The organism is Mucilaginibacter sp. RCC_168 (genome assembly GCF_041355315.1).
Taxonomy (GTDB): domain Bacteria; phylum Bacteroidota; class Bacteroidia; order Sphingobacteriales; family Sphingobacteriaceae; genus Mucilaginibacter.
The window spans coordinates 20,077-37,990 of sequence record NZ_JBFUPN010000032.1 but is presented as its reverse complement, the minus strand read 5'-3'; the positions used below and the strand labels follow the sequence as shown (position 1 = coordinate 37,990).

Annotated in this window: 16 protein-coding genes; 6 read left to right on the top strand and 10 right to left on the bottom strand. The window is 41.9% G+C overall.

Features of this window, described 5'->3' with window-relative positions; all coding sequences use genetic code 11:
- Positions 1-143 precede the first annotated feature (143 nt).
- Positions 144-1,052: a serine hydrolase gene (locus AB6735_RS25190; protein ID WP_370998959.1), complete on the bottom strand. Its 909-nt coding sequence runs from the start codon at positions 1,050-1,052 to the stop codon at positions 144-146.
- 233 nt (positions 1,053-1,285) lie between these two features.
- Here AB6735_RS25190 and lpxK point away from each other — a divergent pair, with 233 nt between their 5' ends.
- From lpxK to AB6735_RS25175, 3 genes are all read left to right on the top strand, one after another.
- Entirely contained in the window at positions 1,286-2,350 is a 1,065-nt protein-coding gene (lpxK, locus tag AB6735_RS25185; protein ID WP_370998958.1) for a tetraacyldisaccharide 4'-kinase, read from the top strand.
- Complete coding sequence (locus AB6735_RS25180; RefSeq protein ID WP_370998957.1) at positions 2,313-3,128, top strand: purine-nucleoside phosphorylase; 816 nt, start codon at positions 2,313-2,315, stop codon at positions 3,126-3,128. The genes lpxK and AB6735_RS25180 overlap by 38 nt, the downstream gene beginning before the upstream one ends.
- Positions 3,129-3,312: 184 nt before the next feature.
- A complete protein-coding gene (locus tag AB6735_RS25175; protein WP_370998956.1) occupies positions 3,313-5,379 on the top strand; it encodes a putative porin in 2,067 nt (688 codons plus the stop codon).
- Positions 5,380-5,523: 144 nt separating this feature from the next.
- Here the strand turns inward: AB6735_RS25175 and AB6735_RS25170 are convergent, their stop codons facing one another.
- Entirely contained in the window at positions 5,524-6,705 is a 1,182-nt protein-coding gene (locus AB6735_RS25170; protein ID WP_370999004.1) for an asparagine synthetase B, read from the bottom strand.
- Positions 6,706-6,994: 289 nt separating this feature from the next.
- On the opposite strand from AB6735_RS25170, the gene AB6735_RS25165 reads away from it, so the two are divergent.
- Positions 6,995-7,432 (top strand): peptidylprolyl isomerase, encoded by a 438-nt coding sequence (locus tag AB6735_RS25165; RefSeq protein WP_370998955.1) that lies wholly within the window; start codon positions 6,995-6,997, stop codon positions 7,430-7,432.
- Positions 7,433-7,530: 98 nt separating this feature from the next.
- The gene (locus AB6735_RS25160) at positions 7,531-8,049 is read left to right on the top strand and encodes a DUF5606 domain-containing protein (protein WP_370998954.1); all 519 of its coding nucleotides are present in this window, start codon (positions 7,531-7,533) and stop codon (positions 8,047-8,049) included.
- Between the two features lie 57 nt (positions 8,050-8,106).
- Here the strand turns inward: AB6735_RS25160 and AB6735_RS25155 are convergent, their stop codons facing one another.
- From AB6735_RS25155 to rlmH, 6 genes are all read right to left on the bottom strand, one after another.
- A complete protein-coding gene (locus AB6735_RS25155) occupies positions 8,107-8,673 on the bottom strand; it encodes a hypothetical protein (RefSeq protein WP_370998953.1) in 567 nt (188 codons plus the stop codon).
- 37 nt (positions 8,674-8,710) lie between these two features.
- Positions 8,711-9,124: a Dabb family protein gene (locus tag AB6735_RS25150; protein WP_370998952.1), complete on the bottom strand. Its 414-nt coding sequence runs from the start codon at positions 9,122-9,124 to the stop codon at positions 8,711-8,713.
- 81 nt (positions 9,125-9,205) lie between these two features.
- Entirely contained in the window at positions 9,206-9,478 is a 273-nt protein-coding gene (locus AB6735_RS25145) for a hypothetical protein (protein ID WP_370998951.1), read from the bottom strand.
- Positions 9,479-9,486: 8 nt separating this feature from the next.
- Positions 9,487-9,954: a hypothetical protein gene (locus AB6735_RS25140; RefSeq protein WP_370998950.1), complete on the bottom strand. Its 468-nt coding sequence runs from the start codon at positions 9,952-9,954 to the stop codon at positions 9,487-9,489.
- Between the two features lie 3 nt (positions 9,955-9,957).
- Complete coding sequence (locus AB6735_RS25135) at positions 9,958-10,887, bottom strand: cation diffusion facilitator family transporter (protein ID WP_370998949.1); 930 nt, start codon at positions 10,885-10,887, stop codon at positions 9,958-9,960.
- Between the two features lie 173 nt (positions 10,888-11,060).
- The gene (rlmH, locus tag AB6735_RS25130; RefSeq protein ID WP_166090694.1) at positions 11,061-11,534 is read right to left on the bottom strand and encodes a 23S rRNA (pseudouridine(1915)-N(3))-methyltransferase RlmH; all 474 of its coding nucleotides are present in this window, start codon (positions 11,532-11,534) and stop codon (positions 11,061-11,063) included.
- A gap of 1,360 nt (positions 11,535-12,894) precedes the next feature.
- Here rlmH and AB6735_RS25125 point away from each other — a divergent pair.
- A complete protein-coding gene (locus AB6735_RS25125) occupies positions 12,895-13,503 on the top strand; it encodes a hypothetical protein (RefSeq protein ID WP_370999003.1) in 609 nt (202 codons plus the stop codon).
- Positions 13,504-14,176: 673 nt separating this feature from the next.
- Here AB6735_RS25125 and AB6735_RS25120 read toward each other — a convergent pair.
- Together AB6735_RS25120 and AB6735_RS25115 are read right to left on the bottom strand one after the other, a co-directional pair.
- On the bottom strand, positions 14,177-16,720 hold the full coding sequence (locus tag AB6735_RS25120) for a TonB-dependent receptor domain-containing protein (RefSeq protein WP_370998948.1): 2,544 nt from the start codon (positions 16,718-16,720) through the stop codon (positions 14,177-14,179).
- Between the two features lie 160 nt (positions 16,721-16,880).
- Positions 16,881-17,837 carry an acyltransferase family protein gene (locus tag AB6735_RS25115; RefSeq protein WP_370998947.1) on the bottom strand — a complete coding sequence of 319 codons (957 nt, stop codon included), beginning with the start codon at positions 17,835-17,837 and terminating at the stop codon, positions 16,881-16,883.
- Positions 17,838-17,914 lie beyond the last annotated feature (77 nt).

The following is a 17,914-nucleotide window of genomic DNA, read 5'->3' as shown; positions in this document are numbered from 1 at the left end:
TTATTCAAGCAAATAATACGCCCTATCTGGGTTTTGCTGCCGAATTTCGCAATATATTTCATCAAGAGTTATCTTTTGTAAAGACTGACGCTCCTGGAGAAAGCGAGACTTAAGATTTTCAACCGTGACTTTCGACTTAACGATTATTCATTCTTCATATACTTATCTATCCCTTCGGCGGGCTTCCAATCGCTGCCTGGTTCAAAGTAGTGCCATAGCAGGGCCGATACTTTTTTGATGAGCACGCTGGCTTCATTGTCGGGCACCCAGCGCTGGTCGGTGTTATGATTGGTCATGATAGAAAATACATAATCGCCGTGGGGAGCGCTCACCAGCACGGTTTCTGATTTGGCGGCATCAACAGCCCCTTGTTTGGATATGGTTTGCACATAAGGCGGTATTTGCGACAGGGCTTTTTCATCCCAATAAATACGTGCCATGTTACGGCTCATGCGCTCGCTGGCGGCAGCGCTAACCGCCTTACCCTGTCTGATCATGGTGAACAGGCGGCACATTTCAAACGGTGTGCTTACACCCCAGCCATAAATACCACGAATGGCTTCGCGGCCGGGCACACGGGAGTTTACACGCATTACCTTAAACCCGTTTTGCTGCAGCCAATTATTGATATACTCGCCGCCTACCAGCTTTTGCAGCCAGGTACTTGCCGTATTATCGCTCATAGTGATCATGAGCAGGGCCACTTTGCTGAGCTGTATGGTATCCTTATCTTTAAAGGAACCCAGGATATCTTCTCCCTTATACAAGAGCGAATCGCGGTAAACCAATTTCTGGTTGTATTGCAGCTCGCCTTTTTCAATTTTATCCATCAAACCACATTGAATGCTCACCTTGATCATACTGGCCGTCGGGAACAGAGTATCGGCATTAATGGCCGCCGTTTTGCCTGTTTTAAGGCTTTGTACATAAATGCCTACCTGGCCGTGAAATCCCTTCACCGCGCCAGTGAGTTGTAGTGTAAGCTTATGATCGGTTTGGGCGAAGGCAGCGGATTTAATGGCGAGTAAAAGTATAAGTAGTTTGAACTTCATTGGAAATAATGGTTGGAACACTAAGTTATAAAAATGGGCTCAAAAATATTTAGATTTGTTTTTTTGATACTATTTGGATAAATGAACAAAAATGTCACCGCGTACCAGGGAAAGGTCTGTCATCCTGAGCTTGTCAAAGGATCGTGCGGAGAGGCCTGCCCGCCATGCTTCGACAAGCTCAGCATGACACTCGTTTTTTCAAGTTCCCAAATCACGTCGACATTTATCTACCTATGATATACCTCCGCTGGCTTTTATTTCCCTTCTCGTTGCTATATGGCCTAGCGGTGGTTGTCCGAAATTGGTTTTATAATACGGGGTTATTTAAGAGCAGGGTGTTTAACATTCCCGTGATCGCGGTAGGCAACCTGGATGTAGGTGGTGCTGGCAAAAGCCCGATGACCGAATACCTGATCCGTTTGCTGAAAGGGAATTATAAACTGGCCACCTTAAGTCGGGGCTATGGCCGCAAAACAACGGGGTTTCTACTGGCAAATAGTCCGGCAGATGCTGTAATGGTAGGCGATGAACCGGCACAATTCAAAAACAAATTCCCTAACGTTACCGTGGCCGTAGCCGAAAAACGGGTAGAAGGCATTGAACAATTACAGACATCACATGATATCATTATTCTGGATGATGCCTACCAGCACCGGGCCGTGAAACCGGGATTCAGCATTTTACTTTTTGACTATAACCGGGTTAATGAACCACGCTTGTTATTACCCGCCGGCAACCTGCGCGAACCTTTTACAGGGCGCAAACGTGCCGATATTTTGGTGATCAGTAAATGCCCTGTAACGCTGGATTCCGAACAACAGGCAGCTGTTATCAAGCGAATAAATCCACTACAACGTCAGGCCGTATTTTTTACATCGATAAGCTATTTACCTTTGCAGGATCTGGCCGGGAAGGCTACCAATACCGTGATAGATGATACCACAACGGTATTCCTGCTTACGGGGATAGCCAATACCCATCCTTTGCTGGAGCATCTAAAAAAGCAAACACCGCACATTATCCATCATAAATATCCCGATCATCACCAGTTTAGCTTAAAAAATATCAGTAAACTTGCCGATGATTTTGTGGCCTGCACTGCACAAAAAAAACTGATCATCACAACAGAAAAGGACGCACAGCGTTTAGGGGAACAGGATCTGCAGCAGGTGGTGAAAAAACTTAATATTTTGGTATTGCCCATTGGCATTGAGTTTTTAAATAACCAACAAAAACAGTTTGATAAATTAGTAACAGATTATGTTAGAAAATATTCAAAGCACAGCCCAATACATTAAAAGCCGCATTGGCGATTTTGAACCCGAAATAGGTATTATTTTAGGTACTGGTCTTGGCGGTCTGGTAAAAGAAATAGAGGTCGAAAAACAACTGATGTACTCCAACATCCCCGATTTTCCGATCTCCACGCTGGAATTTCACTCCGGAAAATTAATTTTTGGTACACTGGCCGGTAAAAAGGTTGTGGCCATGCAAGGCCGTTTGCACTATTACGAAGGCTATAGCATGCAGCAGATCACCTTCCCGGTAAGGGTGATGAAATACCTGGGTATTAAATCATTGTTTGTATCCAATGCCAGCGGATCGCTTAATCCAAAATTTAAAAAAGGCGAACTGATGATCATTGCCGATCATATCAACCTGCAACCGCAAAACCCATTGGTGGGGCGTAATGATAATGAATTGGGACCACGTTTTCCGGATATGAGTCAGCCGTATCAGCGTACATTGATTGATAAAGCATTAACAATAGCCAAAGCAAACAATATTATTTGCCATAAAGGAGTTTATGTAGCTGTTACCGGACCAAATCTGGAAACCAAGGCAGAATACAAGTATTTACAAATTATTGGCGGCGATGCCGTTGGCATGAGCACTGTGCCCGAAGTTATAGTGGCAAACCACATGGGTTTGCCCGTATTCGCGATATCGGTATTAACCGACGAAGGTTTTAATGATGACCTGGCGCCTGTTGTGGTTGAAGATATTATAAAAATTGCCGAAGAGGCTGAACCCAAACTAACATTAATACTTAAAGAACTGATAGCTGGTAGTTAGAAACCAGGACCAAGAGGCAAGATATTAGAGTCAAGAAAAGAGTTTCAAAGTGAATAAATCCTGTAAAAGAAAATATTTCGGCAAGCCATTACAGCACCATAGTTTAAATGAGCGCGCTTTTATCTTGACTCCTGACTCTAACATCCTGACTCTTGAGCGACGTAAGCCATTTAAATGTATTTTATTGTTCCTGCTGTGCATATCGGTACACAGCGCTTTTGCGCAATATAACCAAACCGGCCGGCAACGTCCCTTACCTACCCGAGATACACTCAAACAAACAAGGCAGGTGAGTGATGACGAACTACTGGATAGCCTGCGTAAAAAGGAAGAGAACAAGCATGATTCTGTAATTTACAATTCAAAATTCATCCGCGTAACCAATGAGCAGTTGCTTAATGACAGTACCCAAACATTTGCCATTGACACCGGTATAAGCCGTTTTGAAAACTACAGCCCGCTGCTTGATCCCCGCAATCCACGCATACACCTGGGCTATACCGGGGTGTCGCAAAGAAGTTTGCTGTTTGAACCTGTTAAAACCATTGGGTTTGATGTGGGCCTGCATGCTCTGGACATTTACACTATTCAACCACAGGATATTAATTATTATAATACACGGGTAGCCTACTCCAACTTGTCGCTTTTTAATGGTTTTGGCAGTTCGGCAGAGCAGCTATTTAAGGTGATCCATACCCAAAACATTAAGCCCAACTGGAACGTTGGTTTTAATTTAAATTTTAATGGCTCCAAAGGCTATTATAGTAGCAGCAGTGTATTGGGGCAAAACGTAAGCGGTTTAAACGCGGCTATATTTACCTGGTACGAGTCGAAAAGCAAACGTTATAACCTGCTGGCAAATGCCACGTTTAACAACCTGAAAGCCCCTGAAACCGGATCAATATTGACCGATTCTGTTTTCACCAGCGCTAAAGGCACCGTATTTTTTAAAGCAAACGCTCCTGTCCGTTTACCCAACAGTTACGAAAACTGGAACGATAAGGGCATATACATTAAGCAGTTTTACTACCTGGGCCGTATTGATAGCCTAAATAAGGGTAAGGAAAACTCCAAGGTTTTACCTACACAGCGCGTGGCACATACGCTGAACATCAAAAATGGCAGGTATAACTATATCGAGAGCGGTGTTGATACCTATAACGTATTCCCCGATTATTATTACAGCAATAACCGGTCGCGCGATTCTATGGTATACACACACATTCAGAATGAGTTTTCATACAGTTTTTATCTGCGCAGTAAATCAGTCAAGTTTGTTAAAAACGAGTTGAAGCTGGACCTTGGGCTGGTACACGATTTTTGGCATTACGCCCAATTTGTAAGTGATACCGCATTGAACCAATATGGTGCTAAATATATACACCAGGACAAGGTACAAAACACCACTTTTCAGGATATTACCCTTAAAGCCAAACTGGGCTACCGTTTTAGTGACCGCATAGCCTTGGATGCCGATTTCAGACAGATTGTGCAGGGGCGTGATTTCGGTAATTATTTGTACGATGCCAAGCTTAACCTTGCCGGAGGCGGCCGGGTGGGTAAAGTAGTTTTAGAGGCTTATACACAAAATAGTTCGCCACCGCTGGTATATACCAACTGGATATCCAATCATTATATTTTTCATAATGATTTCAGCAATCAAAAAACTACCAGTTTATCTTTCAACTATATCAATGCTCCTTTAAAGTTTGATATAAAGGTGGAGTATTTCCTGATATCTAACTATCTATACTTTACCGCTCAGGATGGCGGTAACGACGCGCACCCAACGCAATTAAGCAGCGATATCAACTTATTGAAAGTAAGCATTGGTAAAAGTTTAAAATGGCGCAGCCTGCATTTTGATAACTATATAGTTTATCAAAAAACCGATTATCAATCAACTCTTCGCACGCCGGAAATATATACCTACAGTAACCTTTACCTGACCAAAACATTTTTCAATGTATTACAATCGGCCTTTGGGATAAATGTGCGTTATAATTCTGAATATGTGGCGCCATCTTACGCAGTTGGTTTGGGCCAGTTTTATAACGGACCAAATGTTACTTTCTCATCGTACCCAATTGCATCTGTATATTTCAAGGCAACCTTGCAGCGCACCAATTTATTCCTGATGTATGATTATGCCAACCAGGGTCTGTCGAGCAAGGGATATTATACCGTGAACCGGTATCCGCAACAGGACCGCCTTCTCAAATTCGGCGTAAGCTGGACGTTTTATAATTGAGTGTGAGATATCATTGTGAGTGCGGGAACTCCGCGATTTTCATGAATGGATCATAATCTATTTATCAAAATTAGGGGTTATTTCTTTCAGACTACGCGCACGCAGTTAAATTCAGGCATCTCTCACTTCACACTCACTCCAAAATCACGTTTTCTGTTTCTTCTTTTTGGCTGCCGGGAACAATACGTTGTTGAGTATAAGCCGGTAACCTGGCGAATTGGGGTGTAGTTTCAGATCGGTTGGCGGGTCGCCTACGGCATGTTGATAATCCTCAGGATCATGACCACCGTAAAATGTCCATTGCCCCTTGCCGTATTCGCCATGTATGTAACGGGCTTCGTTAGCCGTTTTCATTTCGCCCATAATGGTTACTCCGGGCTTCAGCATGCTTTTGTTAAAGGCTGTGGTCAATCCCATAAAACCCTTGATCACTTTATCATGATCCTGTGTGAGCATGCTGGGTACCACATCCCATTTGGCCGAAAAATCAAACAGCGTAAAAAAATCACGGGTGCGCTCTACCTGGCGGGTGCCGGTTACGTCAATATTGCTAAACTGGTGTGATACGGGATTCATATCCAGCGTAAAGTTCTGAAAAGCGAAGGTCTGTGTAAAATCAAGTTTCGACTGCGCATCCGGATCGGCCGGATCACCATCAAACATGCTTTCGCAGATATCGGTATTCGCGGCAGCCAGGGCAATGTCAAAAGTATCGGTACCAGAGCACATCGCAAACAGGAAGCCCCCGCCAGCGCAAAAATCACGGATATTTTTGGCAACCGCCAGTTTCATTTTGGATACTTTTTTAAAACCCAGCTTATGTGCAAGTTCCTCCTGGCCTTTTATATCGTCGGTATACCATTGGGCAAATCTATAGGCTCCGTAAAATTTACTGTACTGTCCAGTAAAATCCTCATGATGCAGGTGCAGCCAATCGTACTTAGGCAAGTCGCCGCGAATTACTTCTTCGTCATAAACCACGTCATATGGTATTTCTGCATATTTAAGCACCAGGGTAACGGCATCATCCCATGGAAGTTTATTCTTAGGCGAATACACCGCCATTTTGGGCGCCTTTTCCAGCTTGATCACATCCATATTAACCGACGGGTCGCTTACCTCGGTCAATATCTCGTTTACCTTGGCATCGGCCAGTACCTGGTAGCTTACCCCGCGTACTTTACATTCCTCTTCTATCTTCTGATCGTACTTCATCATAAAGCTGCCGCCGCGATAGTTCAGCAGCCAATCCACTTCCTCACCATTCTTCAAAGTCCAGAAAGCGATACCGTACGATTTGAGGTGATCTTTCTGCTCATCATCCATCGGGAGCAGGATGGATGCGGCTTTAGAAAAGATAGGTGCCAAAAGCAGAAAGCAGAAAGCAAAAAGCTTTGCCAGGGAAAGGCGAGAGTTATATTGATCAATTTTATGGGTCACTAATCTGTAATTATGTATGTAGATGTATTCAAATGTAACGAATAAACGCTTAATGTATTACCGTATATCAATGATGATATAAAAAGCTTTAAGCCTTAAGCTTTTCGCTTTAAGCCTTTTCCCTTTCACCTCAAAATTATTACCTTTGCCAACTGTTTTCCAAAAAACAAATAAAATGAGCAAAGCGATTATCAAAACCGAAAAGGGCGATATGACTGTTGAGTTTTTCGACAAAGATGCCCCAAATACTGTTGCTAACTTTCAAAAATTAGCGAAATCAAAATTTTATGACAACGTGACCTTTCACCGCGTTATCCCAAACTTTGTAATTCAGGGCGGCGACCCAACCGGTACCGGTGCAGGTGGCTCCGATCAAAAAATTGATTGCGAACTAACCGGCGATAACCAATATCATGACCGTGGTGTGCTTTCAATGGCTCATGCTGGTCGTAATACCGGCAGTTCACAGTTTTTCATTTGCCACAGCCGCGATAATACCGCTCACTTAGACCGCAACCACACCGTTTTTGGTAAAGTGATTGAAAATGTTGAAGTAGTTGACGCTATCCGTCAGGGCGACAAAATTTTAACCATCGAAGTAATAGAAGACTAAGTGAATAGCGAGTGGTTGATTAAGTTGACTGGTTTTAAATTTCTAAAACAGATCAACTACTTAACTCAATCAACCACTCGCTTAATCAACCAAAATATATGAATTTACAAGGAATTGTAGCCGTATCGGGCAAACCAGGTTTATGGAAAGCCCTGGCGCAAAACAAAAATGGTTATGTGCTGGAAAGCCTTGATGCGCTAAAAACCAAACTGGTAGCCAACCTATCGACTGCTAAATTAGCGGCGCTGAGCGAGATCACCATTTTTGGGGTTGATGACGATATTAAGCTGACTGATGTATTTGAGCAGATGAAAAGTGCTGCCAGCATCCCCGACGCTAAAGCCGACGGTAAAAAATTAAGGGAATTCTTTTTTGAAGTAGCCCCAGATCATGACGAAGAGAAAGTTTACGCTTCGGACATGAAAAAAATAATATCATGGTATCAGCTGTTAAAAGATCTGCCGCTTTTTAACGAGCCAGATTCAACCCTTGCTCCTGCAGAAGAAGCTGCTGCTCCGGCTGTTGAAACACCGGTTGCTGTTGAAGAAGTTGCCGAATCAGCACCTGCCGCTGCACCTAAAGCAAAAGCTAAAAAAGCTCCAGCCAAAAAAGCATAAGCCATTTGCTTTAAAATATAAAAGCCCCGGTAATTACCTACCAGGGCTTTGTTGCTTTTATAAAGCCAGTTTTCCTCTATATACCTTTCCTGTCGAATCAACTGTCATTAAATAACCTGTATGGTAATCGGTTAACGGAACAGTTATATCATATCCTATAAGCAATCGTTTCTCAATCACAGCTATATTGGGTTGAGATAACACACCACATCGCTCAAGTTCGTTGCTTAACGAATTCTTGAAATCCTCCTTTGTTACAATGCCTTTAAAAAGGATTTTAGCGTTTATCTTATATTCTACTTCCGATATAAAGTTATGTGTTTGGAATTTGGACAACCCATAAACGTTAAGATACTTCTGTGGTACATTTATTTTACCATCATGGGTACAGTAGTATTTTAATCTCACAATTATTGTATCTCCATTTTTCAGGTCAGTCGTATCCGTTTTAATCGTGTCTTTATAACTGGCCAAAACCATTTTTCGCAGGCTATCACGTTCATGTGCATTCATTGCCGTTAATCTACGTAATGCGGAATTAGGTTCAGGACCAGAACAACTCATAGCCATACCGCAGATTATGTACACCATTAGCATAAAGCGATATACTAGTCTAGTTTTCATAGAATAAATGCATTATGATTAATACATTATTTAAGTATTATGCATCCACAGCATCATACACAATAACCTTTTCCCAAAGGTGACTACAGTTTTTGATAAACTCCAGATGTATAGGATGACTTTGGTAAGTGGCTTGTCCGGCCAGGTCGCTGAAGAACATGAGTTCGGATACCGCCCAGCTGTTATCCACCACGTCGCGCTTTTCGGTGCTGGCTACAACGCCTACTTTGAGTTTTTTGATGGTTTCTATTTTGGCTAAGGTTTTTACACCGGCTACTAATTTATCACGATCTTCTATTGAACCTGGGTTTTTAAGCCAGAAAAATACATGGTGAACTACCGGAAATTCGTCTTTTTGATAATCTGATGATGGCATGGCTGATGCTGCTATGGTGCCCGCTGCAAGAGCGGCAGTTGTGGTTATAAATTTGCGTCTGTTTGATGTGCTCATGGTAGTTTAAATAATGGTCTTAAATTAATAAGAATTATTTAAAACCTATGTAATAACGACGTGTAAGTCTTGTGCTCCCAATCAGAGCAGAATAACGAAACCAATTACCGGTAACAAATTAAGCAGAATAATTAGCCAGATATTGGGATTGACCGGTTTTCCCTGGGCATAACGAGCCAATAAAAGCAAATAGATAAGATAATAAAGAATTATAACCCCAAAGAGAAAACCAAACCCGACTGCCCCTAATCCGCCCCCCGGCTCAGACAGTGCATTCCAGGCAAATGCTATGCATGTTACTATCTCTACGCATGTGATGATCAGAATAAGGTTAAGCGCTTTTAGCTTTGTCATATTAGCATTCAATTTCTAAAAGAAATATCGTCCATATTATCCAATAATTCATTTTTCATAAACAGAACTCTTTTTTCCAAGCGTTCAGCCAATTCCAATGTGGGTTCTGCATTAAATGGATAACAATCAATTACCGGGATTCCTTTTTTAACTTGATCAATCCAATCCTGGGCCAGATTAATGTAATCCTCAACTACATGTTTTGTTTTTTTTGGCCCATAAACATCCAGGTACATAGGTGGAAAATCTCCAACCATCACCCATAAAAAGTTGTCCTCGCTACTTTGTGTATTTATGATCTCGAAAAGAAAAATGCAGAGCACTCCTCCCAGATTAGTATAAAGAAAACTGTTCTTTATTTCCTTACACCACTTAAAACCACGCAGATAGTTTTCGGCTTCCCTATGCATTACATCGAGCTCCTGATAAAAATCTATATCAGCAGTAATATTTTTATAGTTGACAGGATAACTCATTCCTTACAAACACTCCGGCTGTTTGCACTTTTCGTCGGCAAACTCGGGTTCAAAGGTGCTGTGGTTTATATCGAGGTGTTCCAGGCGGTGGCGCAGGTCGTGTTTGATATTGTCAAAATCGGCCATTGATTCGGGTTTGATCACCAGGTGGGCGGTCAGCGCGTTTTCGGTGGTGCTCAGGGCCCATACGTGCATGTGGTGCACGTCAACTACACCTTTACCTTTCATCAGTTCGGTTTTGATCTTTTCCAGATTCATCTCGGCAGGTACACCATCCATTTCCAGGCGCAGGCTGTCTTTAAGCAGGCTCCAGGTACCGCGTAATATTACAATGCCTATAATTACGCTCACTACGCTATCGATCCAATAGATCTTGGTAAAATAAATGATCAAACCAGATACCACCACCCCGAATGAAACGATGGCATCAACAGCCATGTGCAGATAAGCGCCTTTTACGTTCAAATCTTTATCCTTATCCTTCACAAAAAGCCATGCGGTAAAACCATTAATAGCAATACCGATAAAAGCCACCCAGGCCATAGTACCACCAGATACTACTTCGGGGTTCATAAAGCGTACCACGGCTTCGTACAAAATAAAGCCAACCGCTACAAACAGGATCAGCGCGTTAAAAAACGATACAATAATGGTTGATCGCTTGTAGCCATACGTATATTTACTATTAGCACTCACTTTGGTGAGCTTAAAGGCCAGCAGGGCCAGCGCCAATGAGGCTACGTCGCTAAGGTTATGACCAGCATCGGTTAATAACGATAAGGAATGTGTTGTTAAACCGGCTATTACCTCAACTACTATAAAAATGGAATTTAATAGTATACCGACAATAAACGCGGTATTCAAATGATCGAGCTTGGGGGCATGATCATGGTGATGATGACCTGCGTGTGAATGATCGTGACCTGCTGACATTTAGCAAAGATAGGCTTTTTGATGTGCAGATATGCAAATATGCAGATGTGCAAATAAAAAATGATGCTCTAATCTTCCATTTATTCAAACATTGTAATTGCTCGTGAAGTAACATATATAATGTCTACGTCTGCATATTTGCACATCTGCACATCTAAAATCTGCACATCCGGTCACTCGTGATGATAGGGCTCACCTTTAATAATGGTATAGGCACGGTAAAGCTGTTCCACAAAAAACAGGCGGACCATCTGGTGCGAGAAGGTCATGCGTGACAGCGATATTTTATCATTCGCACGTTGATAAACGGATTGATCAAAACCGTAAGGACCGCCGATAACAAATATCATATTGGCTGATGAACTGATCTCTTTTTTATTAATATAAGCCGCAAACTGGGTTGATGAATATTCAATGCCTTTTTCGTCAAGCAATATCAGGTGGTCAAGCGGGGTAACTTTTTTGAGTATCAGCTCAGCTTCTTTGGCCTTTTGCTGTTCGGCGCTCAGGGCTTTGGTATTTTTCAGTTCGTTAATTTCAACCAGTTCCAGTTTGGTGTAATGCTTCAGGCGCTTTACATATTTGTCGATACCCTCTTTTAAATAGGCATCTTCTGTTTTACCAACGGTTAAAAAAGTGATCTTCATATATTGAACAAATAAACGTTTAGCCTCACCCGGACCACTCCAAAGGAGTGGGTTCAAAAAAGTCCTTTGGCCTTGCTGTTTAGGGAGCTAAATAATTCCCAAATAAACGTTTATTTAAAATATATGTGTTTATTTAGCCACAAATTTTTTAACAGCAATTATGCAACAGGATATTATAAATGATTATCAGCAACGTGCGGCAGCAGCCGGTCAGGAAGCTGGTCAATACAAAAAACTGGCCAACACCTATTCCCTGCTCCGGCTCAGTATCTTCGCGCTTATTGTGGTAGCTATTTATATTGCTGTACAGTTTGATAATTTTAGCATTGTAGCCGGCGCATTCGTGGTACTTGTTTTCGCTTTTGCCTGGCTGGTGTCGCGCCAAAGCAAATATGAGCGCCAGAAACAATATTTTGAGGATCTGCAAAAGGTTAATCTCAATGAGATCGACAACATGCAAACTCATGTCAACATTTATAATGATGGAGCCCGGTTTGCCAACGAAAAACACTATTACACTGCTGATCTTGACATTTTTGGCAATGCCTCCCTGTATCAACTGGTAAACCGTACGGCAACTTCAACCGGTAACAATAAGCTGGCACAGTGGTTTGATAAACCATCGACAAAGGAGGCTATCCTTCTCCGGCAGGCCGCCGTTCAGGAGATTGCTGCAAAAAACAATTGGAAACTGGATATCCAAACCCGGCTGTTGTTTGCTCTGAAACAGGATGCTAACCAACTGCCCAACCTTTTTAAATATCTGCACCTATCGCTGGATATGCCGGGCGAAAAGTGGCTCAACCGTTATATCAGGATAGCACCTTACCTGTTCACCGGGCTGTTGTTGCTGGCCTGGTTTTTTCCAATAATAAGGCTACTGGCCATTTTGGCGGGCATCATCAATATGGGCCTCGTCTTTTCAAAAGCCACATACATAACCAAGGCCGATCTGATAGCGGGTAAAATAGGTAATACCCTGGCCAATTACGCCGATGTTTTTGAACGTATTGAAGAGGAGAAATGGCAGGCGGCTTATAATACCGATCTGGCCCAACAGCTCAAAACCGGGCAAACATCCAACAAAATAAAAGAACTGGCTTCATTGATTAATAAGCTCAATTACCATCTGAATATGATCATGGCTTTTGTGCTTAATCTGCTTTTTTTGTGGGATATACGCCAGGTAATAGCCATTGAGAACTGGAAACGCCAGAATAATCAAAGCCTCGAAGCTGCTTTTGAAGTGATAGCCAAGTTTGAGGCATTGCTCAGTTTAGCGGGATTAGCTATTAATTATCCGGAATGGAATTTCCCGGAAATCGATGGCAGATCAGGATATACGCTGACAGCACAAGGAATGGCTCACCCGCTTATTGATGTGAACAAGCGGATAGCAAATGATTATGAATTGGATACTGCTTTTAAGATAGATATTATTACCGGGTCAAATATGGCGGGTAAGAGCACCTTTTTGCGTACCATCGGTATCAATACCGTGCTGGCCCTTTGCGGGGCGCCGGTGTGCGCTAAAAGCATGCGGGTATCGGTTATTACCATCATTAGCTATATGCGTATTAAAGATTCATTGAATGAAAGCACCTCTACCTTTAAAGCCGAACTTGATCGCCTGCAAATGTTACTGGCCGCGGTACAAAATGAGCCTAAGATATTTTTCCTGATAGATGAGATGCTTAGAGGCACAAACTCGGTTGATAAATACCTGGGCTCAAAAGCCGTAATTGAACAGCTGATAGCTAAAAAAGCGGTAGGCATGGTAGCTACGCATGATCTGCAGATTGCCCAGTTGGAAACCAAATATCCCGATTATGTACGCAATTTTTATTTTGATATACAGGTTAAAGACGGCGAAATGCTGTTTGACTATAAGATCAAACACGGTGAATGCAAAACCTTTAACGCCTCGCTGTTGCTGAAACAGATCGGTATTAATGTAGAAGCTCATTGAGGGGATTAAAGATTATTGGAACAAGGAACAAAGACTTTTGATAAAAACCACGTCGTTGCGAAGTCCTAAGCAAAAGCCGCTCCCTTGACTACAGTGTGGACACATCTAGAAAATAACCGACAGGATAATATGCTCCGTTAGGAGCTACCTGTTTGTAGCACTTTAAATTTTATACCCTTTGCCTCGTAGAGCAATGACATTAAGTTAAGAGATTTACAAACCCCTATAAGGTTAAAGCTTTGTAGAAAAAATTCGTTTCCCATTCAGTGCCGTAGGGACTGTACTCAGGTTGCATACCTACGGTATGCTAAATGATAGTTGTTTGTTTTTCTACAAAGCTTTTACTCCTACGGAGTATCCTTAAATAATGACATTGCTCTATGAGGCTATCCCATAATAGCAAATCCGATTATCTGCTATTAGAGGTTGCACCTACGGAGCAATCTTGTTTTTTGATTCGATCTGCTACAAACAGGTAGCTCCTAACGTAGCATAGCAACTTGTGTACGCGGCAACTCCTTTGGAGAGGGTTGGGTGAGGCTTTTGCTTCGTACCTCAATGACGGACGGATTATACATTATTAGATAATAAAACAAAAAAGCTCCCAGCCATATGACCGGGAGCTTTTTTGTTGTCTTGATTCTTGACTCTTATATCTTGATTCTAAAACGACTTATCTGCCGCCCGGACCGCCCTGGCCACCGGTTTGGTCACCTTGTTTCTGGTCGTCGTTATTAACGCCTTTTTTCTGTTGTTGCGGGTTGCTGAAGCTTAACTTACCAAAGTTATAGCTAAACGTGATACCGAACGAACGGAAAGGGAACGCGGTTGAGCTTTTGTAAGAAAAAGCATCGTTGCTGATGTTTGAATCAAAATGCTTGTCCCTTGCAAATGGCTGCACAGTATTAAAGCCGATAGCCAGTTTTTTATCCATAAACTGTTTCTTTAATCCAAACGCGTAGATACCGAATGCAGGATTAGTTCCCTGTATAGTGCGGCGGGCCGAGTTGGTAAAGCCGAACAATTCGGCAAGGAAATTATGTGGGAACTGGTAAGACGCGCTTCCGAATGCTGAGTACTGGAAATAAACACCTGTTTTTGAACCAATACTTGCATACTCAGGAAAAATAGTTGGATCATAAGTATAAGCATTGATACTTGCCCTTATGGTTAAGGGCTTAACCGGATTTATCGACCCAAAGAAGCTTGCACCAAATGAGTTGTTTTTACCAATATTATTGTACTTGGTACGGGTACCTGTTACGGGCACCATGTTAATGGTATCTAACACGGGTGATGCTATCCCTTCAATCAGGTTGTTGGTGTGTTTATAATAGATAGAAAAGTTAAGTACAGATGATTTAACAAATTTATTGATGTTTAATTCAACCGTTTGCGATACCTCTGGTGCCAGGTTAGGGTTACCTACACTTTGGCTTTGTACGTTGGTACGGTTAATGAATGGGTTTAAAAATTGTAAGCTTGGCCTTTGAATACGTTTGCTGTATGACAGCTTCAATGTTTGGCTGCCCAACTGCTTTTGTATGGTTAAGCTTGGTATGTAGGTAGTATAACTTGAGTTGAACGGACTTAGCACCTGGAATGACGACCCAGCTGTTAAGGCATCCTGGTAAGGGTTCTGCGGATCGCCTTTTATACGGGTATTTTCAACACGGCCACCTACCAATATCGAATAGTTTTTTGGCAAGGTGAAAGTTAATACAGTATAACCCGCATATACATTCTGGTTGTAATCATAAAGGTTTGAGTTTAGTACGTCCCTTATCTGGTTATTACCCTGGTCGTCTGTATTAAAAACATCGTAGTTACTGTTTATACGCCTTTGAATAGTTTTACCACCGGCTTCAATTTTTACAACTTTGTTTACAGGCAGGGTATAATCGGCCTGGAAAGTGTACTCGTTGTTTTTACCATTGTTATCACCTTTTTGATTGGGGTTTTTTGCAGTAAATAAACTGGTATAATCGGTAGTGATCACACTATGGCTCCACTGACCAGACACTACTAATTCTTCACCTTCTTTGTGAAATTTGTGGGTGTAATCAAGGTTCCAGTCAAAACCACCAAAATGATTATGCGATTTGGTTGCTGTGTTATACTGGCTATGAACGCCTGCTGAGTCCGATTGATTTAAGCCCGTACCATCGATATTAAAGCCACCATCATTAAGCCTGAAGGTAGTATTGATGCTGTTAAACGCGTTAAATTCATAACCCATGGTAACAGAACCAATAGCACCATGCCTTTTAATACGGCTTGATGAATTGTTGTAGTTATGTACCAACACGTCGCCGGTTACCGGGTTTTTAATTTGCTGATCGGTAGTGGTTAATGATGTTTGTGGCCAGGTTAAGTTGCCACCTGCGTTGATGCCTAAGCTAAACCTGTTTTTATTATAGTTTAAGTTAATGTTACCATTATTTTGACGGGTACCAACACCGCCACTGATAGAACCACTTATGCCCGATACATTTTTTTGTTTGGTGATAATGTTAATGATACCGCCAGAACCTTCGGCATCATACTTAGCCGATGGAGAGGTTACTACCTCAATGCTCTTGATCTGATCGGCAGGGATGGTTTTCAACACATCTGATAAACTGGCCGATGTAGCACCCGATGGTTTACCGTTGATCAATACCTTAACGTTTTGATCGCCGCGGATAGATACATTGCCATTAATATCCACGTTAACCAACGGCACTTTTTGCAACACATCTGTAGCGTTACCACCGGCTGAGGTAAGATCTTTTTCGGCATTGTAAACAATTTTATCGATCTTGTTTTCTATCAGCGGAGCCTGGCCAACTACGTTAACCTGCGCCAGCGCGTGAGAACCCGGAGACAAAAGCACGCTGCCCACTTTATTATCAGGCTTTGATGCAGTAGTAACTACCGGATCAATGGTTTTTGCCGGGTAACCGATAAATGATATTACCAATTTATAACTACCGGGTTTAATATTATCCAGTTTAAAGTTACCTTTTTCGTCGGTTACCACCCCGGTAATCGGCGATTTGCCGCCGCTACGATATAAACCTACGGTAGTGTAATCCATTGGTTTTTTGGTAACAGAGTCAATCACGGTACCCGATATCCGGCCTGTGGTTGTTGGCCCGCTTCCTCCCACACCAAACTGGGCTTTCGCCGAAAGTGCAAAACAAAAAAGTGCTATAAGTATGTAAAAACGTTTCATTTCTAAGTATTTTCGTAATTGGAGGCGAAAATAGATTAAATGTTACACCCTAAACTTTTATTTTTTTAGGAAAATAGCAATTGTCATGTATATGTTACACTAAGGATACATTAACATTGTGTAACCTTAGCATTATTCTTTATAATACTTGTTCTGAAAGTTAGTCCTCACTAATAGGAGTATAGCTTATCCGTTTTGATAATTTAAAGAAAGGTTTTTCAATTACTAAATAGAACAGGTATGCAAATAAGATACTCACCACAATACCTGTTAAAAACTCCAGGCCTTTAAAAAGTACGTTTTTAGGAAGTTTAGTACCCATAAAAACCACCAGGCGACTACCCACAATATCATGGGTAAGATATAATGAAAAGGAGATCTTTGAAAAAAAGCTGACCATAGCATAGCTTTTTAAGGGCGCCGTCAATAGTAACAGAGTAACAAATGCCATACCAGCCGGCAACCAGCCTACCGTATGAATACAACAGAAGAAGATCAAAACGCCCAGAAACAACGCTATATTAATGTCGGTAATCTTTTTCAGGTACAGGTAATATAATATGCCTAAACCAAATACCGGGAAAACACCTAACAGCAAACCGCCCGGGATCTTTACAAATACGGGAACGATACATAATATCAGTAATAACCAGAGGCCATATTTAGACTTGAGCCACGGAAAACATAAAGCCACAAAAAGATAAAACTGAAATTCTACGCCTAACGTCCAATATACCGGGCTCAGATAGGGTTTCTCTAAAAACGAGTTGAGATAGGCAAAATGGCAAATAATATTCAACCAATCGGGCTTGTAATGGCTCAGCACAATAAAATTCATCATGATAACCAGTCCGATAGAAATGATGTAAGGAGGTTCGATACGGGTAATACGTTTGCCAATGAAACGGCCGCTCATCTTCCAGGTATAATCTGCAGGGATAGACCAGCATATAATAAAGCCCGACAGCAGAAAAAACATATGCACCCCCAGCCAGCCATATTTTAAAACCGGCAGTGCTTTACCCCCTAAATGGAACAGTGCTACGGCCAAAGAAGCGATAGCCCGGATATAATCTACTTGTTGAATGTGCTTTTTGGAGGTATCCCGTTCAATCATATTTTACTGAAAGGTATAAAAGCCTATTGATACTAAGAAAAAACAGGAGGACAATAATATCGAATCACAATTCCGAA